This window comes from Brevundimonas sp. (assembly GCF_047617075.1).
Taxonomy (GTDB): domain Bacteria; phylum Pseudomonadota; class Alphaproteobacteria; order Caulobacterales; family Caulobacteraceae; genus Brevundimonas.
Genome location: NZ_JBLGCI010000021.1, coordinates 1 through 23,323 on the forward strand (window position 1 = coordinate 1; position 23,323 = coordinate 23,323).

23 protein-coding genes are annotated in these 23,323 nt (G+C 66.7%); 7 read left to right on the forward strand and 16 right to left on the reverse strand.

The features are described 5' to 3' along the window. The coding region (gene rpoB, locus ACI8U3_RS14650; RefSeq protein ID WP_415015611.1) for a DNA-directed RNA polymerase subunit beta at positions 1-1,848 on the reverse strand (1,848 nt) is incomplete at its 3' end. A gap of 365 nt (positions 1,849-2,213) precedes the next feature. Between rpoB and ACI8U3_RS14655 the strand changes: the two genes are divergently transcribed. From ACI8U3_RS14655 to ACI8U3_RS14665, 3 genes are read left to right on the forward strand one after another with little or no spacing between them, the layout of a single operon-like run. Continuing rightward, entirely contained in the window at positions 2,214-3,050 is an 837-nt protein-coding gene (locus tag ACI8U3_RS14655; protein WP_415015612.1) for an alpha/beta hydrolase family protein, read from the forward strand. Positions 3,051-3,061: 11 nt separating this feature from the next. Further along, positions 3,062-3,571, forward strand: coding sequence for an FKBP-type peptidyl-prolyl cis-trans isomerase (locus ACI8U3_RS14660; RefSeq protein WP_415015613.1), 510 nt, complete (start codon positions 3,062-3,064; stop codon positions 3,569-3,571). A gap of 34 nt (positions 3,572-3,605) precedes the next feature. After that, positions 3,606-4,520 (forward strand): hypothetical protein, encoded by a 915-nt coding sequence (locus tag ACI8U3_RS14665; RefSeq protein ID WP_415015614.1) that lies wholly within the window; start codon positions 3,606-3,608, stop codon positions 4,518-4,520. A gap of 90 nt (positions 4,521-4,610) precedes the next feature. On the opposite strand, the gene rplQ is transcribed toward ACI8U3_RS14665, so the two are convergent. The 5 genes from rplQ to ACI8U3_RS14690 form a co-directional block, all read right to left on the reverse strand. Then, the gene (gene rplQ / locus ACI8U3_RS14670) at positions 4,611-5,027 is read right to left on the reverse strand and encodes a 50S ribosomal protein L17 (RefSeq protein WP_415015615.1); all 417 of its coding nucleotides are present in this window, start codon (positions 5,025-5,027) and stop codon (positions 4,611-4,613) included. A gap of 55 nt (positions 5,028-5,082) precedes the next feature. Then, entirely contained in the window at positions 5,083-6,102 is a 1,020-nt protein-coding gene (locus tag ACI8U3_RS14675; RefSeq protein ID WP_415015616.1) for a DNA-directed RNA polymerase subunit alpha, read from the reverse strand. Positions 6,103-6,187: 85 nt separating this feature from the next. Then, a complete protein-coding gene (gene rpsK, locus ACI8U3_RS14680; RefSeq protein ID WP_122468702.1) occupies positions 6,188-6,577 on the reverse strand; it encodes a 30S ribosomal protein S11 in 390 nt (129 codons plus the stop codon). 17 nt (positions 6,578-6,594) lie between these two features. After that, a complete protein-coding gene (gene rpsM, locus ACI8U3_RS14685; RefSeq protein ID WP_415015617.1) occupies positions 6,595-6,963 on the reverse strand; it encodes a 30S ribosomal protein S13 in 369 nt (122 codons plus the stop codon). Positions 6,964-7,096: 133 nt separating this feature from the next. Then, the gene (locus ACI8U3_RS14690; protein WP_415015638.1) at positions 7,097-7,807 is read right to left on the reverse strand and encodes an energy transducer TonB; all 711 of its coding nucleotides are present in this window, start codon (positions 7,805-7,807) and stop codon (positions 7,097-7,099) included. A gap of 151 nt (positions 7,808-7,958) precedes the next feature. Between ACI8U3_RS14690 and ACI8U3_RS14695 the strand changes: the two genes are divergently transcribed. Further along, positions 7,959-8,306: a hypothetical protein gene (locus tag ACI8U3_RS14695; protein ID WP_415015618.1), complete on the forward strand. Its 348-nt coding sequence runs from the start codon at positions 7,959-7,961 to the stop codon at positions 8,304-8,306. Between the two features lie 1,638 nt (positions 8,307-9,944). Here ACI8U3_RS14695 and clpA read toward each other — a convergent pair. The 3 genes from clpA to ACI8U3_RS14710 form a co-directional block, all read right to left on the reverse strand. Then, on the reverse strand, positions 9,945-12,257 hold the full coding sequence (gene clpA, locus ACI8U3_RS14700; RefSeq protein WP_415015619.1) for an ATP-dependent Clp protease ATP-binding subunit ClpA: 2,313 nt from the start codon (positions 12,255-12,257) through the stop codon (positions 9,945-9,947). Positions 12,258-12,269: 12 nt separating this feature from the next. Continuing rightward, positions 12,270-12,608: an ATP-dependent Clp protease adapter ClpS gene (clpS, locus tag ACI8U3_RS14705; RefSeq protein WP_021697957.1), complete on the reverse strand. Its 339-nt coding sequence runs from the start codon at positions 12,606-12,608 to the stop codon at positions 12,270-12,272. A 202-nt stretch (positions 12,609-12,810) separates the two neighbouring features. Continuing rightward, entirely contained in the window at positions 12,811-13,269 is a 459-nt protein-coding gene (locus ACI8U3_RS14710) for a phasin family protein (RefSeq protein ID WP_415015620.1), read from the reverse strand. 343 nt (positions 13,270-13,612) lie between these two features. Between ACI8U3_RS14710 and ACI8U3_RS14715 the strand changes: the two genes are divergently transcribed. Then, the gene (locus tag ACI8U3_RS14715) at positions 13,613-14,950 is read left to right on the forward strand and encodes a serine hydrolase (RefSeq protein WP_415015621.1); all 1,338 of its coding nucleotides are present in this window, start codon (positions 13,613-13,615) and stop codon (positions 14,948-14,950) included. Here the strand turns inward: ACI8U3_RS14715 and ACI8U3_RS14720 are convergent, their stop codons facing one another. The 3 genes from ACI8U3_RS14720 to ACI8U3_RS14730 all read right to left on the reverse strand — a co-directional run bounded on the left by ACI8U3_RS14720 (position 14,951) and on the right by ACI8U3_RS14730 (position 16,966). Next, positions 14,951-15,373 carry a molecular chaperone DnaJ gene (locus ACI8U3_RS14720; RefSeq protein WP_415015622.1) on the reverse strand — a complete coding sequence of 141 codons (423 nt, stop codon included), beginning with the start codon at positions 15,371-15,373 and terminating at the stop codon, positions 14,951-14,953. A 12-nt stretch (positions 15,374-15,385) separates the two neighbouring features. Then, the gene (locus ACI8U3_RS14725; protein WP_415015623.1) at positions 15,386-16,222 is read right to left on the reverse strand and encodes a division plane positioning ATPase MipZ; all 837 of its coding nucleotides are present in this window, start codon (positions 16,220-16,222) and stop codon (positions 15,386-15,388) included. Positions 16,223-16,330: 108 nt separating this feature from the next. Continuing rightward, positions 16,331-16,966 (reverse strand): SPOR domain-containing protein, encoded by a 636-nt coding sequence (locus ACI8U3_RS14730; RefSeq protein WP_415015624.1) that lies wholly within the window; start codon positions 16,964-16,966, stop codon positions 16,331-16,333. Positions 16,967-17,041: 75 nt separating this feature from the next. On the opposite strand from ACI8U3_RS14730, the gene panC reads away from it, so the two are divergent. Together panC and ACI8U3_RS14740 are read left to right on the forward strand one after the other, a co-directional pair. Continuing rightward, complete coding sequence (gene panC, locus ACI8U3_RS14735) at positions 17,042-17,905, forward strand: pantoate--beta-alanine ligase (RefSeq protein WP_415015625.1); 864 nt, start codon at positions 17,042-17,044, stop codon at positions 17,903-17,905. Between the two features lie 136 nt (positions 17,906-18,041). Next, the gene (locus ACI8U3_RS14740; RefSeq protein WP_415015626.1) at positions 18,042-19,076 is read left to right on the forward strand and encodes a serine hydrolase domain-containing protein; all 1,035 of its coding nucleotides are present in this window, start codon (positions 18,042-18,044) and stop codon (positions 19,074-19,076) included. A 4-nt stretch (positions 19,077-19,080) separates the two neighbouring features. On the opposite strand, the gene gor is transcribed toward ACI8U3_RS14740, so the two are convergent. The 4 genes from gor to glmU form a co-directional block, all read right to left on the reverse strand. Beyond that, positions 19,081-20,463 (reverse strand): glutathione-disulfide reductase, encoded by a 1,383-nt coding sequence (gene gor, locus ACI8U3_RS14745; protein WP_415015627.1) that lies wholly within the window; start codon positions 20,461-20,463, stop codon positions 19,081-19,083. A 217-nt stretch (positions 20,464-20,680) separates the two neighbouring features. Further along, entirely contained in the window at positions 20,681-21,067 is a 387-nt protein-coding gene (locus ACI8U3_RS14750) for a hypothetical protein (RefSeq protein WP_415015628.1), read from the reverse strand. Further along, complete coding sequence (gene rpiA / locus ACI8U3_RS14755) at positions 21,064-21,750, reverse strand: ribose-5-phosphate isomerase RpiA (protein WP_415015629.1); 687 nt, start codon at positions 21,748-21,750, stop codon at positions 21,064-21,066. The genes ACI8U3_RS14750 and rpiA overlap by 4 nt, the downstream gene beginning before the upstream one ends. A 193-nt stretch (positions 21,751-21,943) precedes the next feature. Continuing rightward, positions 21,944-23,284, reverse strand: a complete 1,341-nt coding sequence (gene glmU, locus ACI8U3_RS14760; RefSeq protein ID WP_415015630.1) for a bifunctional UDP-N-acetylglucosamine diphosphorylase/glucosamine-1-phosphate N-acetyltransferase GlmU — start codon at positions 23,282-23,284, stop codon at positions 21,944-21,946. Positions 23,285-23,323: the final 39 nt, after the last annotated feature.

Genomic DNA, 23,323 nt, shown 5'->3' on the forward strand with positions numbered 1-23,323 from the left:
CCGGTACGGGCTTTCGATGAAGCCGTACTTGTTGACGCGGGCGTGGGTGGCCAGCGAGTTGATCAGGCCGATGTTCGGGCCTTCCGGCGTTTCGATCGGGCAGATGCGGCCGTAGTGGGTCGGGTGCACGTCGCGCACCTCGAAGCCGGCGCGCTCGCGGGTCAGACCGCCCGGGCCAAGCGCCGACAGGCGGCGCTTGTGGGTGATTTCCGACAGCGGGTTGGTCTGGTCCATGAACTGCGACAGCTGCGAGCTGCCGAAGAACTCACGCACCGCCGCCGCAGCGGGCTTGGCGTTGATCAGGTCGTGCGGCATGACCGTGTCGATATCGACCGACGACATGCGCTCCTTGATGGCGCGCTCCATGCGCAGCAGGCCGACGCGGTACTGGTTTTCCAGCAGCTCGCCCACCGAGCGGACCCGGCGGTTGCCCAGGTTGTCGATGTCGTCGATTTCGCCGCGGCCGTCCTTCAGACCCACCAGGATCTGCAGGACCTTCAGCACGTCTTCCTTGCGCAGGACCCGGATTTCGTCGCCGACCTCCGGGGTCTCGAGGCGCATGTTCATCTTCACGCGACCGACCGAGGACAGGTCGTAGCGTTCGGAGTCGAAGAACAGGCTGTTGAACATGGCGTCGGCCGCTTCGGGCGTCGGCGGCTCGCCGGGGCGCATGACGCGATAGACGTCGAACAGGGCGTCCTCGCGGCCGTCGTTCTTGTCCACCCGCAGGGTGTTGCGCATGTAGGCGCCGACCGTGACGTGGTCGATGTCCAGCACGTCGATGGTCGAGAAGCCGCTCTGCTCCAGCAGCTCGATCGCCGCCTGGTCCAGCTCGTCGCCGGCCTCGGCGTAGATCTCGCCGGTTTCCATGTTCACCGCATCAGCGGCCAGGTAGCGGCCCAGCAGGGCGTCGGGCGCCAGCAGCAGGGACTTCAGGCCGCCGTCCGCCAGCTTCTTGGCCTGACGGGCGCTGATCTTGGTTCCGGCCGGGGCGGCCACCTCGCCGGTGTCGGCGTCAACTAGGTCGAACTCGGGCTTAACCCCGCGCCAGCGCTCGGGCTTGTAGGGCGTGACCCAGCCTTCTCCGCGCTTCTCGTAGGGGACGGTTTCGTAGAAGGTCCGCAGGATCTCCTCGCCGTCCATGCCCAGCGCCATCAGGAAGGTGGTGGCGGGCAGCTTGCGGCGGCGGTCGATGCGCACATAGACCAGATCCTTGGCGTCGAACTCGAAGTCCAGCCAGGAGCCGCGATAGGGGATCACGCGGGCGGCGAACAGCAGCTTGCCCGAGGCGTGGGTCTTGCCCTTGTCGTGGTCGAAGAACACGCCCGGCGAACGGTGCATCTGCGAGACGATGACGCGCTCGGTGCCGTTGACGATGAAGGTGCCCTTGTCCGTCATGAGCGGGATGTCGCCCATGTAGACGTCCTGCTCCTTGATGTCCTTGACCGAGCGGGCGCCCGTTTCCTCGTCGGTCTCGAACACGATCAGACGAAGCTTCACCTTGAGCGGCGCCGCGTAGGTCATGTCGCGCTGCATGCACTCTTCGGTGTCGTACTTGGGCTCCTCGAACTCGTAGGAGACGTATTCCAGCACGGCGCGTTCGTTGAAGTCCTTGATCGGGAAGACCGACTTGAAGACCGCCTCGATGCCCTCGTCCACGCGCTGGCCCGAGCGGGTCTCACGCTGCAGGAACTGCTCGTAGGACGCGCGCTGAACCTCGATCAGGTTCGGCATCTGCACCGCCTCGGGGATGCGCCCGAAGGACTTGCGGATGCGCTTCTTGCCGGTGAAGGTCTGGGCGGAGGCGATCTGGCCGTTGATGGTCAGGCCGGCGGAGGACTTTGCCATTCGTTTTCCCAATCGCGCGGGCATGGGCCCGCGTCACAATGCAGCGGCCACGGCGACGCCTGAACAGCGACCCGTGACCCGGTTTCTCGGCGTTCACCCTCGGCCCCTCGGGACCAGAACACCTGAAATTTCAGTGGCTCCCTTGGGGAGGAGCACGCCTTCGCAGTGGTCGGAGGGCGACGGACCACGCCTCGGCGCTTTCGCGCGGCTTCTTTTCGGAATCAGCGGAGCGGGCACATATACTCGCTTTTCGGACGAAATAAAGGCCCCTGCCCGCCCGCTGCGCAATTTGTGAGCGCGCTGAAATGCGGTTCGCGCCGGAACGGGACTGTGCTTAAGTCGGTCCTTCTCGCAGGGCAGGACTGATGAAAAAGCAGATCGTCGCGATCCTCGGCGCCGTGGGGCTGACCGGCTGCCTCAGCGTCCAGGTGCCGGAAGACAATTTCTTCTATCCCGAGACGCGTCTCGAAGCCGAGGGCATCACGCTGGAGGACAGCGCCGCCTGGCCCGGCGCCATCGAACGGCTGACGATCCCGACGGACGGCGGGCCGGTCGCCGCGACCTTCATCCCGGGTCAGACCGACGGCGGGCCGCTGATCCTGTACTGCGGCGGCAACATGTTCCGGATGCGCTCGCACCTGGCTTATGGCGCTGAAAAGCTGGCGCCTTTCGGGGACGCCATCCTGTTCGACTATCCCGGCTATGGCGACACGCCGGGCGAAGCGGACATGGAGAACTTCAGGCGTGTCGGAACCGCCTTGGCCGACTACGCCCGCGGCCGCGCTGACGCAGAAGGACGACGACTGATCACCTGGGGCCATTCCCTCGGCGGCCCGGTCTGCGCCGAGATCGCCGCGCACAGCCGGGCCGACGCCGTGGTGCTGGAGACGACGACGCCCACGGCGCGCGCCGCGGTCAATCAGATGGTGGGCTTGTGGCGGCCGCTGGTGCGGGTGAATCTGGCCGAGCCTCTCGAGAGCATCGACATTCCGGGCGCCCTGACCGGATACGAAGGCCGGGTGGTGGTGCTGGAGGCGGGCCGCGACGACACCTTGCCGGCCGCGCTCAGCCGGACCCTGGCGCGCGACCTGGAGCGCAACGGCGCGGATGTCCACCGCCTGGTGTTCCCGCAGGCGGGTCATCTTGACATCGCGGACCAACCCGACTTTCGAGAGCGGCTGACCACCGCCCTTTCCTTCTGACCGAGACGCCCATGTTCAAGCCCCTGCTCCCGGCCCTGGCCGTCATCGCCATGACCGCCGCCTGCGCCACCGCGCCCGCCCCCGCGCCGGTCGATCAGGGCCCGCCGTCGCAGGAACGATGGGAGGCGGGACAGGCGGCCTATCTGGACTGGAGCGGCGCGCGGCGGGGCTGGGGCACGACCGAGAGCGGCCTGCAATACCGGCGCGAGGGGCGACCTAACCGCGACGGCGCCATGCCGGGACCGACGGACACGGTGCGGGTGCACTATGAGGGGACCTTCATCGACGGGCGCGTGTTCGACAGCTCGTATGAGCGCGGCGAACCCATCGAATTCCCCCTGAACCGCGTCATTCCTGGCTGGACCGAAGGCCTTCAGCTGATGCGGGTCGGCGAGACCTTCAACTTCGTCATCCCCGCTGATCTCGCTTACGGCGAACGGGGCGCGGGCGGCGGCGAGATCCCGCCGAACTCGGCCCTGCTGTTCAAGGTGGAGCTGCTGGACGTCACGCCCTCGGAGTGAGACTGTGCCGAGGTAACAGCGGTAGGGGGCGGGCATGACCCTCCTTGCGGGCCTTTTCGCATCGGCGCTTCTCGGTCTTTCCGGCCAACCGGCGATAGAATCAGGCCAGTCCCAGCAGGACGCCACCACGGTGGAAGGCGTGGTCATCACCGGACGCCCCCTGCGCCGGATCGTTGAAGATTTTGTCGATGAGGTGGTCGAGCCACCACCCGGGCGAGGCCCTGCCCGCTGGTACGACCGCGCCACGGTCTGCACCGGGGTGGTCAATCTGCGGCGCGACGCGGCCCAGGCGCTGGCGGACCGGGTATCCCGGGTGGCGCTCGACCTGGGACTGGACATCGGCGAGCCCGGGTGTCGGCCGAACGTCCTGATCATCGCCACCGACGACGGACCGGGGCTGGCCGCGGCGCTGGTGGACTCCCGCCCGCGCGCCTTTCGGCCGCGCCATGCCGGCGCCGCCCGCTCTCAGGCCGCCCTCGAGCGCTTCAGGACATCGGATCAGGCGGTGAGATGGTGGCACATCAGCGCCCTGGCGACCGACACCGGTTCGTTGGCAAGCGGCATAGTCCCCGGCGGAACCTATCTGACGAGCCGAATTCGCAACAACCTGCTGCGCGCCTTCATCATTGTTGACCTGTCCCGCACAGATGCGGTGACTTTCCAGCAGCTGAGCGACTATGTGGCCATGGTGGCCTTCGCCCAGATCAATCCGGAGGCCGAACTGAGCCGTTTTCCCTCCGTCCTGAACACGTTCCACGACCCCAGCGTGGCCGATGGTCTGACCGACTGGGACATGTCCTATCTGTCGGCCCTGTACGGGGTCGAACTGAACCAACGCCATCCTGACTCCCAAGGCGGCGCGGTAAGCTGGGCCATGTTCCGGGATCAGGATCGCGCCCGGTCCGGGCAGGAAGACGAGCGTGACTCAAGCGAGGATGACGGCCAGTAGCCGCCACGTCAGGCTGAAGACGACATAGAAAAAGGGCGACGGACCTGAGCCCGCCGCCCTCAATTCTCAACCCCGATCAGAAGAGACCGATCAGTCCTCGGCGTCGTCGGCCGCGAAGACCGGACCGGAGTCCAGACCCTTGGCGTCCACGTCGCGATCGACGAACTCGATCACGGCCATGGCGGCGTTGTCGCCGTGGCGGAAACCGGCCTTCATGATGCGGATATAGCCGCCCTGACGCTCGGCGTAACGACCGCCGATGGTGTCGAACAGCTTGCCGACCTGGGTCACGTCGCGAACCTGGCTGATGGCCTGACGGCGCGCGGCCAGATCACCCTTCTTGGCCAGGGTGACCAGCTTCTCCACGTAGGGACGAAGCTCCTTGGCCTTGGGCAAGGTCGTCGTGATCTGCTCGTGCTTGATCAGCGACGCAGCCATATTGGCCAGCATGGCCTGACGGTGGCTGGCCGTGCGGCCGAGCTTACGATGAGCGGCGCCGTGGCGCATGGGGGTCTCTCCTCAGTCAGACCGGGCGTCAACGCCGCCCCGGCCCTTTAGCAACCTAGATCTGGTCTTCGAACTTCTTGGCGAGTTCCTCGATGTTCTCCGGCGGCCAGTTCGGCACATCCATGCCGAGCGACAGGCTCATCGAAGCGAGGACTTCCTTGATTTCATTCAGCGACTTGCGGCCGAAGTTCGGGGTGCGAAGCATTTCGCCCTCGGTCTTCTGGATCAGGTCGCCGATGTAGACGATGTTGTCGTTCTTCAGGCAGTTGGCCGAACGGACCGACAGTTCCAGCTCGTCCACCTTCTTCAGCAGGGCCGGGTTGAAGGGCAGGTCAGGCTTGCCGTCCGAGGCCTCGACCGCCGCCTTGGGCTCGTCGAAGGTGATGAAGATCTGCAGCTGATCTTGCAGAATGCGCGCGGCGTAGGCCACGGCGTCCACCGGCGACACCGCGCCGTTGGTTTCCACTTCCATGATCAGCTTGTCGTAGTCCAGCGACTGGCCCTGACGGGTCGGCTCGACCCGGTAGGCGACGCGCTTGACCGGCGAATAGAGCGCGTCGACCGAGATCAGGCCGATGGGGGCGTCTTCCGGACGATTGAACTCGGCGGCCACATAGCCCTTGCCGTTCTGGACGGTCAGCTCCATGCGGACGGAGGCGCCGTCGTCCAGCGTGCACAGCACGTGGTCGGGGTTCAGCACCTCGATGTCGGCCGGGGCGTCGATCTGGCCGGCGGTCACCGGGCCGGGACCGTCAGCCTTCAGCGTCATGCGCTTGGGGCCTTCGGCGTGCAGGCGCAGGGCCAGCTGCTTGATATTGAGGACGATGTCCACGACGTCCTCACGGACGCCTTCCAGGGACGAGAACTCGTGCACCACGCCGTCGATCTGGATGGCGGTCACGGCGGCCCCCTGAAGCGACGACAGCAGCACGCGGCGCAGGGCGTTGCCCAGCGTCACGCCGAAGCCGCGCTCGAGCGGTTCCGCCACCAGCCGCGCCTTGCGCTGCGGGTCGCCGCCAGCGTCGATCTGCGGCTTTTCGGGACGAATCAGCTCTTGCCAGTTTCTTTCGATCATCGATGTCCCTCGAACGGGTTTCGCCGGACCCGCGTCCAGCGTTCTGGACGCCAGGACCGGCGTGGGAATGGGGTCGGCGGCAGGCTTAGACGCGGCGGCGCTTGGGCGGGCGGCATCCGTTGTGCGGCATCGGGGTGACGTCGCGGATGGTGGTGATGGTCATGCCGGCGGCCTGCAGGGCGCGCAGGGCCGATTCACGGCCGGAGCCGGGACCCGAGACGTTGACTTCCAGGGTCTTGACGCCGTGCTCGCCGGCCTTCTTGGCCGCGTCCTCGGCGGCCATCTGGGCGGCGTACGGGGTCGACTTGCGCGAACCCTTGAAGCCCATGTGGCCGGCCGACGACCAGGAAATCGCATTTCCCTGCGCGTCGGTGATGGTCACCATCGTGTTGTTGAAGGACGCATTCACGTGGGCGACGCCCGAGGTGATGTTCTTGCGCTCGCGCTTCTTTACGCGACCCGGTTCCTTGGCCATCAGTCAGTTCTTCCTGATTACTTCTTCTTGCCGGCGATCGGCTTGGCGGGGCCCTTGCGGGTACGGGCGTTGGTGTGGGTCCGCTGACCGCGGACCGGCAGGCCCTTGCGGTGACGCAGGCCGCGGTAGCAGGCCAGGTCCATCAGTCGCTTGATGTTCATGGACGTCTCGCGGCGCAGGTCGCCCTCGACCATCAGGTCGCTGTCGATCGCTTCGCGGATCTGCAGAATCTCGGCGTCGGTCAGCTCGTTGACCCGGCGCGCGGGCTCGATGCCGACCTTGGCGGCGATGTCCTTCGCCGACTTCGGGCCGATGCCATGAATGTACTGAAGCGCGATCTCAACGCGCTTGTTCGTCGGAATGTTGACGCCTGCGATACGGGCCACGTTGTCGATCTCTCCAATACGCGTCGCAGACGCGAAGAACGCTCCGGTCGACAGACCAGGAGCGCGCGGCGCGTCTTTCGCGGAAGACGGGCCTTATACAGGGGATTCAGATTGCGTCAATGGGTCGGGGCGCTCAACGGCGCGGTCGGCCGAAGTCCACCCCGACGACCACACGCTGCCCTTCAACAGGGCGGCCGCCCTGTGTGGGAGGACGAAAGCGGAAATAGCGCGTCGCCACAAGTCCCGCCTCGCCAAAGCCGCGGCCGGGCGGCGTTTCGCTGACCACGCGGCACTGGTCCAGATATTGGTCCAGCCGGATGACGCAGGACAGGCTGACCCGACCATAGACGCTGCGCGCGCCGGGCGGATGGATGGCCTGGATCTGGCCCAGGGTCGGGCCCCGCACGATCTGCGCCGGGCCGCTGCCCGAGCCGGGGCCGTCTCCGGCGCCGGTTCCCGCGCCCCGGCCGGTCCCCTGCCCGCCCTGGCCCATGCCGGGCTCCGGGCTCTCGTTAGGAGCGATGCCGACGACGGGCGCGGGCTCCGGCGCCTGTTCCACCGGCGTCGCGATTTCCGGCGGGTCCGGCGGCGGGTCGGGCGGGCTGTGAACCACCGACGGCGCGGCCGGCGCCCCGCCCCCCGCCTCGGGCGAGGGATCCGGCGGCGGCGGATCGGGCTCCGGCTCAGGCGGGGGGATCAGAAAGACCTCGATCGGCGGCGGCGGCGGATCGAGCGGGGCCGGCTGCGACCGGCTGAGCACGGCCAGCAGGCCCAGGTGGGCCAGCAGGACACCCAGCCCCGCGCCCAGCTTGCGCGCCCGCTTCCGATCCAGCCGCCAGTCCATCTTCGCCACGCCGCCTCCGCCATCCGATGCAGGGCCTAACGCTCACGCTTCGACTTGGATCAAACCTCTGCATCGCAGCCGGGGTGACACAACCGTGATTTGCGATCATCCTCCTTGGCGCCATGGTGCGGCGTAAGGGGGGAGACCTGACATGCATGATGTGTTCGACAGCAGCCCGGGGTTCGCCTGGCTTGACCCGTTCGCTGCGGAATTTTCCCTGGACCCCTTCCCCGGTTACCCGGTGCTCAAGGATCAGGCGGCGGCCGCCACCATATCCCTTTGGTCGCCGGACATCGAGATAGACGTCCTCGATCTTGAGGATACGCCCGAGCCCCAGGAGGCGGCGTCCGGCATGACCGTCTCGGACGCCCCGGTTCGCGCCTTTGGAGAGGATGACGTCACCGACGTGGGCGGCATCACCATCACCGCCGAACGCGGCATGTCCCTGGACGAAATCGATGAAATCCTGAACGACCTCTACCGCAGCTGGCGGCGGTGATCCGGGCCAGCAGACGGGCGGGGGTGAAAACGGAAGCGAAAACGAACAACGGGCGGACTGGAACCCCTGCCAGGATGGAGAGGCTGATGACCTCGCCAGCGACGTCAGAGACGCGACTGCCGACATGGCCGATTCCGATGGAACGGAGTACGGCTCTTTGATTTACCGCGATGAAGACGGAAACCTTAGATCAACACCCATTCAACCAGGCACGAATAATGCCTGGACACCTCTAAATCCAAGCACACAACCGAGTGATTCTGGCCTCTAGAACGACCGCCGCTGAGAACACGGAGGGGCAATGCGGCGCGTAATCATTTGTCTAACCACGCTCCTGGCTTGGGGTTGTAGCCCTCAATCGGGCTTGGCGCGCGTCGGCGGGCAGCCCTATCCAGCAGGCACACCGCCGCCTCACGTGGATTACCACTTTCCGACAATGGCGCATGTAGAAGGGGACTATGAGTGCAACGGACGCTCTTTGGCCCTCAGCATCGGCTCTATTGGCAGTCGCGTCAGAGTTCAAGGCTACACTGGACAAGTCCGCGAAGCAGGCGCTGAAGATCTCCTGCAATGGAATTCCTGGCTGTCCGAAATCAAAGAATTCCGATCAGCCATGGTTCTCTGCGGCGGTTCCCAGAATGAAGCAGTGATCATCACTGGAACGGGTCCGAACGGCGGCGCTGTCGAAGTTGGCGTGTTTTGGCACGAGGGACGGCTAGGAAGACTACCGTGACATGGCTGACGCCGGGCGTAAGATACTTGGATTTGCATCCCAAGATTACGACCCGGGAGGAAGGGGCCCATGATTTTCGTCATTTCAGCGTTGGGATTGGACGGGATCCTGAAATCCGGACGACCTACACGCTCGAACTGGAATACTAACGCGTCCGGATAACCGCCTATTCAGGCGCGAACGGCGACGCCGGTCCCGAAGACCTGGCGCAGTGGAACGCCTGGCTGGAGCCGATTCGAGCGATTCAGATCCACCGGTTTGATTGCCGCGGAGACAGTGAAACCCTGATCATCGAGGGAATCGCCCGTAGCGGCGAGGGCGTATCGGGCGTGATCGTCACTTGGCGAAACGGCGAGATGCAGGGATTGCCCGTCCGATATGATGACGAATAGACATCATCATTTTTCATGGCTCTGACTTCCATGCTCCTCGCAATATCGGCAGCCGCATCCCTACTGATCAGCGGACAAGATCCCCGATCACTGTTTCATGAGGAAATGCCGCCTGTCGGGGGCGCCGTTCATGCCGACTATGTCTGTGCGGGCCGGGACGCAGAGATCAGGACGACCTACAGCATAGCCCTCGACTATGGGCGGGTCAGACTTGCGTCCTATTCGGGTTCTGGCGGCGCCGCGCGCCCGGAAGACATAGCCCGGATGAACGCCTGGCTTGAGCCCATGGCCAGTATTCAGGACCACATATTTCGGTGCCGCCGTGGGGCTGAATGGCTGATCCTGACTGGCCCCAGACGCGACGGACAAGGCGAAGTCAGCCTTTCCGTCCTCTGGTATGACGGCCAAATGCTGCTGCGCCGATATGAGGACGGATCGGACTGAGCTCACCCGACCATCGCAAACGGCCGGGTGAGCATGAGCCGTTGAGGGCGCCGCGTTTCCGGGACGCCTCTACTCCACCGCCTCGGTCTTCTCGCCCGCCTTGCCCTTCGCGGCGCCCTCAGCGGTGATGTCGAAGGCGATCTTGCCGTCCCTCAGCACCACCTTCACATGGCCGCCGCGCACCAGACGTCCGAACAGGATGTCGTCGGCCAAGGGCTTCTTGATGGCGTCCTGAATGACGCGGGCCAGGGGCCGGGCGCCGTACAGCTCGTCGAAGCCGTTCTGGGCCAGCCAGTCGGTAGCGTCGTCGGTCAGCTCCAGGGTGATGTTGCGGTCCGCCAGCTGGGCTTCCAGCTGCAGCACGAACTTGGTCACCACCTGACGGATGACCTCCTGCCCCAGCGGCTTGAAGGCCACGATGGCGTCCAGGCGGTTGCGGAATTCCGGCGTGAACAGGCGCTGGATGGCCTTTTCGTCCTCGCCCTCCACCTTGCCGCGGCCGAAGCCGATGGCCGCCCGGGCGTTGTCGGCGGCGCCCGCGTTGGTGGTCATGATCAGGACCACATTGCGGAAGTCCACCTTCTTGCCCACCGCGTCGGTCAGCATGCCGTTGTCCATGACCTGCAGGAGGATGTTGTAGACGTCAGGGTGCGCCTTCTCGATTTCGTCCAGCAACACCACCGCGTGCGGATGCTGGTCCACCGCGTCGGTGAGCAGGCCGCCCTGATCGTGACCCACATAGCCCGGAGGCGCGCCGATCAGGCGGCTGACCGTGTGGCGTTCCATGTATTCGGACATGTCGAAGCGCAGCATCTCGATGCCCAGGGTGCCCGCCAGTTGCTTGGCCGCCTCGGTCTTGCCGACACCGGTGGGGCCCGAGAACAGATAGCTGCCGATGGGCTTGTTGGGATCGCGCAGGCCGGCGCGGGCCAGTTTCATGGCCGTGGCCAGCTGCTCGATGGCCTGCTCCTGCCCGAACACGGCCCTTTGCAGGTCCACGTGCAGGTTCTTCAGAGCCTCAGTGTCGGACTTGGACACCGACTTGGCCGGAATGCGGGCCATCTTGGCGACGACCGCCTCGATTTCCTTCTGGCCAATGGTCTTCTTGCGCTTGGACTCGGCCAGCAGCATCTGGCTGGCGCCCGCCTCGTCGATCACGTCGATCGCCTTGTCCGGCAGCTTGCGGTCGGTCATGTAGCGGGCCGACAGCTCCACCGCCGAGCGGATCGCCGCATCGGTGTAGCGCAGCTTGTGGAAGGTCTCGTAGTAGCTCTTGAGGCCCTTCAGGATCTTGATGGTGTCGTCCACCGTCGGCTCGTTCACATCGATCTTCTGGAACCGGCGCACCAGGGCGCGATCCTTCTCGAAGTGCTGGCGGTACTCCTTGTAGGTGGTGGAGCCCATGCAGCGCAGGCTGCCCGACGCGAGAGCCGGCTTCAGCAGGTTCGAGGCGTCCATGGCGCCGCCCGATGTGGCGCCGGCGCCGATCACCGTGTGGATCTCGTCGATGAACAGGATGGAGTCCGGGTGGTTCTCCAGCTCCTTGACCACCTGCTTCAGACGCTCCTCGAAGTCGCCGCGATAGCGGGTGCCGGCCAGCAGGGCGCCCATGTCCAGCGAGAAGATGGTGGCGTCCTTCAGGACGTCCGGCACCTCATGATTGACGATCTTGCGCGCCAGTCCCTCGGCGATGGCGGTCTTGCCCACGCCGGGGTCGCCCACCAGCAGGGGATTGTTCTTCGTGCGGCGGCACAGGATCTGGATGGACCGCTCCACCTCGGCCTGACGGCCGATCAGGGGATCGATCTTACCCTCCTTGGATTTCTCGTTGAGGTTGACGCAATAGGCGTCCAGGGCTTCGCCGCCCTGCTTGACCACGGCGGCTTCCTCGCCTTCCTCGGGCGAGGCTCCCCCCCGCGCGGCCTTGGGCTCGGACGCACCCGGCTTCTTGGCGATGCCATGCGCGATATAGTTGACCGCGTCATAGCGGGTCATGTCCTGCTCCTGCAGGAAATAGGCGGCGTGGCTCTCCCGCTCCGAGAAGATGGCCACCAGCACATTGGCGCCGGTGACTTCCTCGCGGCCGGAGGACTGGACATGGATGACCGCGCGCTGGATCACGCGCTGGAAGCCGGCCGTGGGCTTGGCGTCCTCGCCCATGGAGGTGGCCAGGGCGGCCAGATCGGTGTCCACATACAGGGCGAGCGCGGTCTTCAGGCTGACCAGGTCGACGTTGCAGGCGCGCATGACGGCGCCCGCTTCGGGGTCGTCGACAAGCGCCAGCAGAAGGTGCTCCAGGGTGGCGTATTCGTGCCGACGCTCATTGGCGTAGGCGACAGCCCGGTGCAGGGTTTCTTCGAGGTGGCGCGAAAATGAGGGCAACAGGGGTTCCTCTCAGTCCTTTTCCATTGTGCATTGCAGCGGGTGCTGATGCCGGCGGGCGGTCTCCACCACCTGGGCGACCTTGGTCTCGGCCACTTCGTAGGTGAACACCCCGCAAACGCCCACGCCATGCTGATGCACATGCAGCATGATGCGGGTGGCGTCCTCGCGCGACTTGGCGAAGAACCGCTCCAGCACGTAGATGACGAACTCCATGGGCGTGTAGTCGTCGTTCAGGATCAGAACGCGATACAGCGACGGTTTCTGCAGCTTGGGCCGGGTTTCGGTGACGACGGCCGTGCCGAAGCCGCCTCCGCCTGTCTGTCCCTGATCCGTTTTTCTCGACGGCATGCTGTTCCGCTGTCTCTACGCTTCGATCCCCGAGCAGGGACTCGGTCCTGCTCACCATGGATTAGATATGGAAAGTCGGAGGTTTTGAAAGGGGCGGTCGATCACGCTTGCGCGCGATCCCCAGACCTCGGCGCCTTTCGCCCACGAAAAAGGGGTCCAGAGCGGCGCTCCGGACCCCTTCCGATTTCAACAGGCGTACGGTTTAGCGCGCGGCCTGGAAGGTCTCGACGGTCGCGGTGACGCGCTCGTTGATAGGCTTGAAGGCGTCCTTGACCGAAGCGGTGTAGAGCTCGGTGGTCTTGTTGAAGGCGCCCAGCCACGCTTCGACCGAGGTCTTGGCGAAGGCGGTCTGCAGCTCAACCATTTCCTGGACCGAGCGGGCCTGGGTCATGGACTGGGCGGCGGCGACGCCGTCTTCCCAGGACTTCTTGGAGTAGGCCAGGGTCTGCTGGCTGATGGCCTCGACGCCCTTCTGGGCGGCGGTGGCGCTTTCAACCATGGCTTCCAGGTTCTTCTTGCCGTGGGCGTTGAGCTCGCTCATGCCCGCGACGCTCTTTTCCATGCTGTCACGGAAAACCTTGGCGCCGGCGGCCTGGGTCTTCTCGGCCTTGGCGCTGGCCTGGTCGATGGTCTTCTTCACGGTCTCGGCGGTGTCAGCCATGGTCGTGCTCCTGAACGGTCTGCGCGGTGAGTCCCGCGCCATGATTTTTCTCGCGCCGGGTGAATCCCGGGCGACGAGCGGCTTATGACGCAGGTGCGAGAAGGGGTCAAGTTGTTTTGTGCGGCGCACAATGAAAGTTTCTTGACGATTTTCGCGCCGTTCGTTCAAAATTGCGTTTGTCGGTTGTTTACCACGGCGAAACCCCGATGAAGCATGATAGCGTTTTGATGCGTGGCGATATCGGGGGCGGCGATCGCGCGTGAGTAATGAGGCTATCGGGTCAATGACGGCATTCATACGACAAGCTGGCGCACGACTGGCCGGCCGACGCCATGTCGGTCTGATGCAGGCGCTCCTGTTCGCCTTCGTTCTGGTCGCGGCGGGCCTGACGCCCACGCCCGGGGCCGAGCCGGTGGTGGCGCAATCAGGCGAGAACACCCGCTACGCCGCCATCGTCGTGGATGCTGAATCCGGCGAGGTGCTGTTCGCGCGGCGCGCCGACAATCCGCGCTATCCCGCCTCCATCACCAAGGTCATGACCCTGTACATGACGTTCGAGGCCCTGACCGAAGGCAGAATAGAGCTCGACGACATGATCACCGTGTCGCCCCGGGCCGCCTCGCAGCCGCCGTCCAAGCTGGGTCTGGCCGCAGGCCAGCGCATCTCTGTAGAGGACGCCATTCATGCCCTGACGGTGCGCTCGGCCAATGACATCGCGGTCGCCATCGCCGAACATGTCGGCGGGTCCGAAGCGCGCTTCGCCGCCATGTCGACCCTGCGGGCGCAGGAACTGGGCATGACCCAGAGCCGGTTCGTGAACCCCCACGGCCTGCCGGACAGCCGCCAGATATCCTCCGCCCGCGACCTGGCGATCCTCAGCCGCGCCGTGATGCGCGACTATCCGCAGTACTACCACTATTTCGGCCGGCAGCACTGGGTCTACAACGGTCGGCAGTATGGCAACACCAACGGATTGCTGCACTCTGGCAACGGCTACGACGGCATCAAGACCGGCTTCACCAACGCCTCGGGCTACAATCTGGCGGCCTCGGCGGTGCGTGACGGACGGCGGATCATCACCGTGGTGCTCGGCGGACGGTCCAGCCGGACCCGCAACGCCCACGTGGCCGAGCTGATGGACACCGGCTTCGAGGTTGAGCGCCGCCGGGCCGCCGGCGAGCCCATTCAGGTGGCCCAAACCTTCTTCGAGTCTCGCGGCTACGGCATCGGCAGCAACACGCCGTCCGCCCCGGTGCAGTATGCGTCTCTGGACAGATCCTCCGGCGACGAGGAGCAGAGCACCACGGCCGTGGCCTTCACCTCGGCCCCGGCGGACACGTCCCGCGTGACGTCGTCCAGCGGCAGCTTCACGGCCGCCCTGAACGGCACGCCGTCGCAGCAGGCGGACCTGCGACCGGCCCGTGACGCCGAGCCGGCGCGCACTTCCGGAACCTGGGCCGTGCAGGTGGGCGCCTTCCGCGACCGCAACGTGGCCGACGGCTGGCTGACCGAGGTCAACCGCCGCTTCCGCAGCCAGTTCGCCGGCGCCGAGCATGCCGTTCAGGTGGCCGGCGAATGGTATCGCAGCCGCTTCACCGGTTTGACCGAGGACAGCGCCCGCGCCGCCTGCGCCGCCCTGGCCGAGCGCCGCGTCACCTGCATGGTGGTCCGCCCGGACTGATCAGCCTTTCAGCAACCGGTCCCTGGCCGCGTTCAGGCGCGCGGCAAGTCCCTGTGTGCCGCCCTGATCAGGGTGGGCGCGCGCCATCAGACGTTTCCAGGCCGCGTTGATCTGCTCTGTAGTGGCGTCAGCGGCGACGCCGAGGGTGTCGCGGGCTTCCTTCTTGCTCATGCCCGGTTCGACTGAACGAGCGACGGAGCGGATGCGCGAGGACAGGGCGAAATACAGGCCCACCGCGATCAGGGCGCCGCCGATCATCCACGAACCTCGCGCCAGCGCCAGCGCGCCGCCGCCGAGACAGGCCGCAGCGATCAGGGTGGCCGAAACGCGCCATTGCCCCCTGCCCGGCCCTTCGGTCTGGCGGCCCAGACGGACCAGCGCCCAAAGGGCGACGGCGCCGACGATCAGCCAGATCAGACCCATGGTGCCATCGGATCAGGCCGCGTCATCAAGACGGGCCGCTTCGGACAGCCCCAGCGACAGCATCAGGCTGCGCAACTCCTGACGGGCCGAGACATGGGCCAAGGATATCTCCACCGGCTGAACCTGTTCCGACAGGTCCGCGACCGTCAGGCCGAAGGGAAACAGCTCGCGATAGATGACCCGGTCGCGCAGGCCCGGCCCCATGCGGAAGCCCACCCGCTTGGCCAGCTTGGCCATGCGTTCCTCCAACCGGCGACGGTTGCGGGCCTCGAACACGGCCAGGCGGTTGGTCACCACCACCCAGTCGATGGTCCCCGTCTGTCCCTTTGCCGCATTGGCGATGGCGCGCTGCTTGCGCGCCTCCCAGACGGTCTCGGAATAGATGGAGGGCTTCAGCAGATCGAGGGTCACCGGGTCCACGTGGCCCAGCAGATCGAAATCCACGAAGCTGTCGTTCATGGGCGTCACGATCAGGTCGGCCCGGCCGTGTGCCGCGCGCGACAGCACCGTATCGCCGCCCGGCGTGTCCATGACGATGTACTCGGCCGTCTGCGCCGCCTCGAAGGCCGCATTGAAGCAGGCCATCTGCTCATCCTCCCCGGCACGGGCCAGCGCGGCGCCGTCGCCGAGGTCGGCCACCGCCGGCTCGGCAAGGGTCTGGTTGTTGGCAGCCAGCCAGGCGCGACGATTGGCGAAGAACCGGGCCAGCGACTTCTGGCGCAGGTCCAGGTCGATGACCGCGACGCGGCGTCCGCCTTCCAGAAGGGCGGCCACGATATGGATGGCCAGGGTGGACTTGCCCGCCCCGCCCTTTTCGTTGCCGACGACGATGACCTTCGCCTCAGACATGGTCTCTCACAGCCCCTTTAGCCGCGAATCCATGCGCGGCGGATAGAACGAGAGTCAGGGTTGGAAAGCCGAAGGTCAACGAACGAACGGTCGCGCCTGTGGAGAGCGTCAGGCCCGGCCCGCGGCGGCGCACCAGGGATCGCTGACCTGGGCCGCGCGGCAAATCTCGGCGGCGGTATCCGCCGGCGCGCCGACCTTGAGACGAACCAGCTCCCGGCCGTTGACCGTCACCGGTTCGAAGCGGGGAGAAAGACCCGACAGGGCGGCGCGGGCGGCGCCGGTGCTGAACCGGGTCCAGGCCTCGCGGGCTGAGGCCTCGCTGGAAAACGCGCCCAGCTGGATCACTGCCCCCGGACGGGCCGGAGCGGAAACGGCGGGACGAAGGTGTTCCGACACCGCGCGGCCCACCTGATCGCTGGCCGCCTGGACGATGGCGGGGGCGGCGGCTTCGGCCATGGCGGGCGCAGCAGCCTCCACGACACCGCGCAGGCCGCCGTCGCGGGCGTCCCACAGGGCGTGAGGATCCAGCACCTCCACACGCAGGGCCTGGCGCAATCCGGATTGATCGGCTGTCCGCGCCGCCGAGGGCGCGTCCTGGGAGACATTGGCGGACAAATCGATGCTGGCCACGCGCTGGGCCATGTTCTCGAACCGGTTGGGATCCGCCTCGACCATGCCGCAGGCGCCCAGCGAAAGCATCGCTGCGCCCATCAGCCCTTTACGGATCAGGTCGGTCGGCGTCATAAGCGCGACCCTAGCGGACGGCTCTCAAGACGCCGTTGAAAGACACGCTTAATCGGAGAGGTTAACGCGTAAACCATGACCGCCGCCTCCGAACTCGTACTGGTACGCACCGTGGCCGATCTGCGCGCGCAGGTCGCGGCCTTGCGTAACGCGGGAAAACGCATCGGGTTCGTTCCCACCATGGGCGCCCTGCACGAAGGGCATCTGGCGCTGGTGGCCGAGGCGCGGCGGCGCAGCGACGCGGTGATCGCCAGCGTGTTCGTCAATCCGACCCAGTTTGCCGCCCATGAGGATCTGGGGACCTATCCCCGGCAGGAGGCGCGGGACGCCGAGCTACTGGCCGGCGCCGGCTGTTCGACACTGTTCGCCCCGGACCCGGCCGAAATGTACCCGCACGGCTTCGCCACCTCCGTTCAGGTGGGCGGGCCCAGCACCGGCCTCGAGACAGACTTCCGCCCCCACTTCTTCGGCGGGGTCGCGGTGGTGGTGGCCAAGCTGCTGAATCAGGTGCAGGCGGATGTGGCCGTGTTCGGCGAGAAGGACTACCAGCAGCTGATGGTGGTCCGGCGCATGGCGCGGGATCTGGACATCCCCACCGAGATCGTCGGCGCCCCCACGGTGCGGGACGGGCACGGCCTGGCCCTGTCCTCGCGCAATGCGTACCTGTCAGCCGACGAACTGGCGGTAGCGCGGCGGCTGAACGTGATCTTGCGCGAGGCGGCGGACCGTGCGGCGGCGGGCAAGCCGACGGTGGCCGTGGAGACGATGGCGGCCGAGGCGCTGATCGCGGCAGGCTTCGACAGGGTCGACTATGTGGCCATCCGCCATGCGGAAAGCCTGGCGCCGTTCAGCGACGCCGTGGACGCTCCGGCCCGCATTCTGGCGGCGGCCTGGCTGGGCAAGACCCGGCTGATCGACAACATGGCGGTGACGGCCTGAGCGTCACATGGTCGCCTGTCGGTGAACGCCTGCATGCCTAAGGTGTTGTCCACGGGCGCACCGACGCGGCCTTACTCAGGATGACCCGATGACGTCAGCAACATCCCGGACCACCTTTCCCGTTTTGAGGCGGGGCATGGCTGTGGTCGTGGCTGGCGCCCTGATGGCCTGCTCGCCCGCGCCTGTCGAGGATCAGCGGGAGGCGGCCGCCGCCGTCGCCACGCGCGGACTGGACGCGGCCATGGTCGAGCGGGCCATGACCGAGGCGCGGGAGCTGGACCGCCTGCACGCGGTTATCATCGCCCGCCACGGCGAGGTGATCGCCGAAGAGCGCCTGCGCGGCCCCGGTCTGGACACCCCGGTGAACATCAAGTCCGCGTCCAAGAGCGTGCTGTCGGCCATTACCGGGATCGCCATCGGCCAGGGCGTGCTGGAGGGCGTGGACCAGCCCGTTGCGCCGATCCTCAGCGCCGACCTGCCGGCCTCGCCCGATCCGCGCCTGTCCGACCTCACCGTGGGCCATCTGCTGTCCATGCAGGCGGGTCTGGGCCGCACCTCGGGCGACCAGTACGGACGCTGGGTGACCAGCCCCAACTGGGTGCGCCACGCCCTGGCCCGACCGTTCGAGAACGAGCCGGGCGGGCGCATGATCTATTCCACAGGCACGTCGCACCTGATGTCGGCGGTGCTGACCCGCGCCTCGGGCCGCAGCACCCACGCCTTGGCGGTGGACTGGCTGGGCGAGCCGCTGGGCATCCGCATCCCGCCGTGGCCGCAGGATCCGCAAGGCATCTATTTCGGCGGCAACGACATGCTGATGTCGCCGCGCGACCTGCTGAGGTTCGGCGAGCTGTATCGGCTGGACGGCGAGATCGACGGGCGCCGCATCCTGCCCGAGGGCTGGGTGGAAGAGAGCTGGCGCAGCCGCACGGTCTCGCCGTGGAGCGGCAACGATTACGGCTATGGCTGGTTCAGCCGTCGCTCGAATGGACACGACGTCCGGTTCGCCTGGGGATACGGCGGCCAGATGCTGTTCATCGTGCCCAGCCTGGACCTGACGGTGGTGATGATCTCGGACCCCAGCCCGCACCCCCGCGCCGAAAGCCATCTCCCAGACCTGCACGCCCTGATGGACGAGATCATCATCCCGGCGGCGATCCGGGGCGCCTGACGGATCAGCCCGCCGACATGCTCTGGGGCGTCTGCTTGTCGCGCATGGTCACCAGCTCCTCGGCGGCGGAGGGGTGGACGGCGCAGGTGGCGTCCCACTGGGCCTTGGTCAGGCCGGCCTTCACCGCGATGCCCGCCAGCTGGATCATCTCCGGCGCGTCGGGGCCGACGATGTGGCAGCCAACCACCCGGCCGGTGGAGGCCTGGACCACCAGCTTCATCAGTGTGCGTTCGTCGTCGCCGTAGAAGGCGGTCTTCATGGGCCGGAAGCGGGTCAGATACACGTCAATCTGGCCGCAGGCCTTGCGCGCCTCGGCCTCGGTCAGGCCGACGATACCGACCGGCGGCTGGCTGAACACGGCGGTGGGCACGGCCTCGTAGTCGAAGGCCTGGGGGTTGTTCTCGAACACCGTCTCGTGGAAGGCGACCGCCTCGCGGATGGCCACGGGAGTCAGGTTCATGCGGTCGGTGACGTCGCCGATGGCCCAGATGTTGTCGGCGGTGGTCTTCGAATGCTCGTCCACCTTGACGGCGCCGTGCTCGGTCAACTCCACGCCCGCCTTGTCCAGGCCCAGCCCCTTCACATGGGGCGTGCGGCCGGTGGCGAACATGATCTGGCCGGTCTCGATGGTCATGCCGTTGCCAAGGTGGCTGACCAGACCGGCCTCGGTCTTCTCGATGGACTCATGCTGGCAGCCCAGCACCACCTTGATGCCGCGCTTCTCGATCTCGCCCGCCAGATGGGCCCGCACGTCATCGTCGAAGCCGCGCAGGATGTTGGGCCCCCGGTAAACCAGCGTCGTCTCCACGCCCAGCCCGGCGAAAATGCCCGCGAACTCCACCGCGATATAGCCGCCGCCCGCGATCATGATGCGCTTGGGCAGTTCGGGCAGGTGGAAGGCTTCCTCGGAGGTGATGACGTACTCGATGCCCGGCAGGTCGTCGGGCACCCACGGACGGCCGCCGGTGGCGATGAGAATCTTCTCGGCGGTGACCACGCCCTTGTCGCCCATATCGACCGTGTGGGCGTCCTTCAGCACCGCGCGGGCGTGGAAAGTGTCGACCCCCGCCTTGCCCAGATTGGCGGCGTAGATGCCCGACAGGCGCGCGATCTCCACGTCCTTGGCCTCAAGGAACGTCTTCCAGTCGAAGGTGGGCGCCTCAACGGTCCAGCCGTAGCCGCGGGCGGTCTCGAAGGTGTGCGAGAACTCCGACGCATAGACCATGAACTTCTTGGGCACGCAGCCGCGCACCACGCAGGTGCCGCCGTAGCGGAACTCCTCGGCGATTCCGACCCGCTTGCCCCCCAGCGCCGTCAGCCGCGCCGCCCGCACCCCGCCGGAGCCCGCGCCGATGACAAAGAGGTCGTAGTCGTAGGTCTGGGGCATCCGGGTCTCCTGATTTCAGACTCTAAAAAAGACCGTCTGAATGGTCTGAAACCGGCGGCGGTCCGGAACTCAGACGGTGAAAACAGACCGTCTGAACCATCTGAAGGTCTCAAATCCGCTCCGGCAAACTGAGGGCAGGCATCGGTCGGAAGCAAGTGGCCCCCGCCGCGGCAGGAGTTAGGCATCAAGGGTGGGTGCGACAAGCCACGTCCACAGATCAGTTCGCATCTCGATCATCCCACGCAGAGCGATAGGCGGGCTTGACCATAATCGGCCCGTCAAAGGAGGTCCGCTCGCCCGGATAGTCTGCGACGAGCTGAAGATAGGCAGCCAGCAGATCGGGGCTTTGATGGGTCCAGCGGTTCAGCCAGCCGTGGTTGCCGAGCCGGTAGAGAAACCGTTCGGCCCGTCGCTGGATGAGAACATATGCGCCGGGGTCACTGAGCTGCGGATAATAGGGATCATGGAAATCCACCTCCCAGCCCTCAGGCAGCCAGTGGAGAAGCGCCTTAAAGTCTGCGCGGGTTGGTCGATCGAGCGCCAAGGTAAAGCCACCCTTGTCGCGGGTGACGAAGGTTATGCCATTCAGCGTGGGAACCTTCACGGCGCCAGCACCTCAACCCCGTCATCGGCGCCGATGATGACCTCGTCGGCCAGATCGAGGAACAGGCCGTGCTCCACCACGCCGGTCAGGCTCTTGAGGTCGGCGGCGAGGCGGGCCGGGTCGGCGATGACGCCGCAGGCCGCGTCATAGATGACGTTGCCGCCGTCGGTGCGGACGATGCCCCGGTCGGCGGTGCGCAGGCGGGCGGGCATGCCGATCTCGTGGTCCGCCAGCACGTCGGCGATGCGGTTGGCGGTGGTCTTGTGCCCGAAGGCGACCACCTCAATGGGCAGGGCGAACTTGCCCAGCTGCTTCACCACCTTGGCGGCGTCGGCGATGACCACGCAGCGGTCCGACGCCTCCCACACCAGCTTCTCGCGCAGCAGGGCCGCGCCGCCGCCCTTGATCAGGGCCAGACCCGGCCCGACCTCGTCGGCGCCGTCCACGGTGACGTCGATGCGGGCCACGTCCTCAAGCGTCGTCAGGGGCAGGCCCAGAGACCGGGCAAGATCGGCGGTGGCCTCGGACGTCGGGACACAGCGCAGATCGGCCAGATCGCGGGCCGCCAGCGCCTTGACGAACCAGGCGGCGGTGGAGCCGGTGCCCAGCCCCACAGTCATGCCGGGCTGGATGATTTCCGCGGCGGCCTCGCCGGCGCGTTGTTTCTGCAGATCGGCGCTCATCTTCCCTCTCCCGATGGGAGAGGGCTGCGCGCACGGGTGCGCCAGCATCCGTTCTGCGTGCGCAGGGTGAGGGTCGGGTGCATCCCGCTTGGCCATCCGGCCCTCATCCCCCGCGCACAGAACCTTCGCGCTGCGCGCTCCGGTGCGCGGGTTCCCCCTTCTCCCAACGGGAGAAGGACCATGGATGCCTTCATCACTTCCCCTTCGCCTTCTTCGCGCGCATGGTTTCCATGAAGCGGGCGGCCCAGCCGGACTTGTGGGTCTGGGGGGCGCGACCGAGAGCCAGATCGCCCGGGGCCACATCGGCGGTGATGACCGAGCCGGAGCCGACCATGGCGCCTGCCCCAATGGTCACCGGGGCCACCAGCGCGCTGTTGGAGCCGACGAAGGCCCCCTCGCCCACCACGGTGCGGTGTTTGAAGAAGCCGTCGTAATTACAGAAGATCGTACCGGCGCCGATGTTGGCCTTCGCCCCCACCTCGCCGTCGCCCAGATAGGCCAGATGGTTGGCCTTGGCGCCCGCGCCCATGGTGACGTTCTTCACCTCGACGAAATTGCCGACCTTGGTGTTCTCGCCCAGCGACGCGCCCGGACGCAGGCGGGCGTAGGGCCCCACCTCGGCGCCGGAGGCCACGGTGGCCCCCTCCAGATGCGAGAAGGCGCGGATGCGGGCGCCCGAGGCGATGCTGACGCCGGGCCCGAAGACCACATTGGGCTCGATCAGCACGCCGCCCTCGACGGCGGTGTCCCAGGCGAAATGGACCGTGTGCGGGGCGGGCATGGTGACGCCGGCGGCCAGGAAGGTCTCGCGCTGGACCTGCTGGAACAGGCACTCGGCCTCGGCCAGTTCGGCCTGGCTGTTGACCCCCATGACGGCGGCCTCGTCGGCGAAGACGGCGCGGGTGGCATGACCGCCCCCGCGCGCCAGGGCGACGATGTCGGTCAGGTAGTATTCGCCCTTGGCGTTGTCGTTGCCCACCTGATCCAGAAGCTGGAACAACAGCCCTGCGTCCACGGCGATGACGCCGGAGTTGCAGGCGGTGACAGCCAGCTGGTCCGGCGTCGCCTCCTTCGCCTCCACGATGGCCTCCAGCGCCCCGTCCGCGCCGACGATCAGACGGCCGTAGGCGGCGGGGTCGGCGGCCTCGAAGCCCAGCACGGTGACGCCCTCGCCGCCGAACACCGGGGCGATGTGGTCAGCCTTCAGTAGCGGCACGTCGCCATAGGTGATGACCACCTGGCCGGAGAAACCCGCCAGCGCCTCGCGGGCGGCCAGCACAGCGTGACCGGTCCCCAGCGGCGGGTCCTGAACCGCGATGGCGTTAGCGCCCAGACGCTTCTCCACATGGGCGCGGACCTCGGGGGAATGGGTTCCCACCACCACCACGATGCGCGCGCAGTGGAGGGCCTCGGCCGCGTCGATGGCGTGGTCCAGCATGGCGCGGCCGCCCACGGGGTGCAGCACCTTGGGCAGCGGGCTCTTCATGCGCGTGCCCTGCCCGGCGGCGAGGATGACGGCGGCGCGTGAGGTCATGGGGTGGTCTCGTGCTGACGGAATCGTGGAGCCGGTCTA

Bases quoted from the DNA above. Each gene is read 5' to 3' on its own strand.
- rplQ (WP_415015615.1), bottom strand. From the start codon at position 5,027: ATGCGCCACGGCGCCGCTCATCGTAAGCTCGGCCGCACGGCCAGCCAC.
- rpsK (WP_122468702.1), bottom strand. From the start codon at position 6,577: ATGGCCAAGGAACCGGGTCGCGTAAAGAAGCGCGAGCGCAAGAACATC.
- ACI8U3_RS14655 (WP_415015612.1), top strand. From the start codon at position 2,214: ATGAAAAAGCAGATCGTCGCGATCCTCGGCGCCGTGGGGCTGACCGGC.
- ACI8U3_RS14720 (WP_415015622.1), bottom strand. From the start codon at position 15,373: ATGGGTCTGATCTGGCTGATCGTCGGCGCCGTCGCCCTTTGGGCGCTG.
- panC (WP_415015625.1), top strand. From the start codon at position 17,042: ATGACCGCCGCCTCCGAACTCGTACTGGTACGCACCGTGGCCGATCTG.
- ACI8U3_RS14710 (WP_415015620.1), bottom strand. From the start codon at position 13,269: ATGGCTGACACCGCCGAGACCGTGAAGAAGACCATCGACCAGGCCAGC.
- ACI8U3_RS14690 (WP_415015638.1), bottom strand. From the start codon at position 7,807: ATGGACTGGCGGCTGGATCGGAAGCGGGCGCGCAAGCTGGGCGCGGGG.
- ACI8U3_RS14695 (WP_415015618.1), top strand. From the start codon at position 7,959: ATGCATGATGTGTTCGACAGCAGCCCGGGGTTCGCCTGGCTTGACCCG.
- ACI8U3_RS14715 (WP_415015621.1), top strand. From the start codon at position 13,613: ATGCAGGCGCTCCTGTTCGCCTTCGTTCTGGTCGCGGCGGGCCTGACG.
- ACI8U3_RS14660 (WP_415015613.1), top strand. From the start codon at position 3,062: ATGTTCAAGCCCCTGCTCCCGGCCCTGGCCGTCATCGCCATGACCGCC.
- ACI8U3_RS14675 (WP_415015616.1), bottom strand. From the start codon at position 6,102: ATGATCGAAAGAAACTGGCAAGAGCTGATTCGTCCCGAAAAGCCGCAG.
- rpiA (WP_415015629.1), bottom strand. From the start codon at position 21,750: ATGAGCGCCGATCTGCAGAAACAACGCGCCGGCGAGGCCGCCGCGGAA.
- ACI8U3_RS14740 (WP_415015626.1), top strand. From the start codon at position 18,042: ATGGCTGTGGTCGTGGCTGGCGCCCTGATGGCCTGCTCGCCCGCGCCT.
- glmU (WP_415015630.1), bottom strand. From the start codon at position 23,284: ATGACCTCACGCGCCGCCGTCATCCTCGCCGCCGGGCAGGGCACGCGC.
- gor (WP_415015627.1), bottom strand. From the start codon at position 20,463: ATGCCCCAGACCTACGACTACGACCTCTTTGTCATCGGCGCGGGCTCC.
- clpS (WP_021697957.1), bottom strand. From the start codon at position 12,608: ATGCCGTCGAGAAAAACGGATCAGGGACAGACAGGCGGAGGCGGCTTC.
- ACI8U3_RS14730 (WP_415015624.1), bottom strand. From the start codon at position 16,966: ATGACGCCGACCGACCTGATCCGTAAAGGGCTGATGGGCGCAGCGATG.
- ACI8U3_RS14665 (WP_415015614.1), top strand. From the start codon at position 3,606: ATGACCCTCCTTGCGGGCCTTTTCGCATCGGCGCTTCTCGGTCTTTCC.
- ACI8U3_RS14725 (WP_415015623.1), bottom strand. From the start codon at position 16,222: ATGTCTGAGGCGAAGGTCATCGTCGTCGGCAACGAAAAGGGCGGGGCG.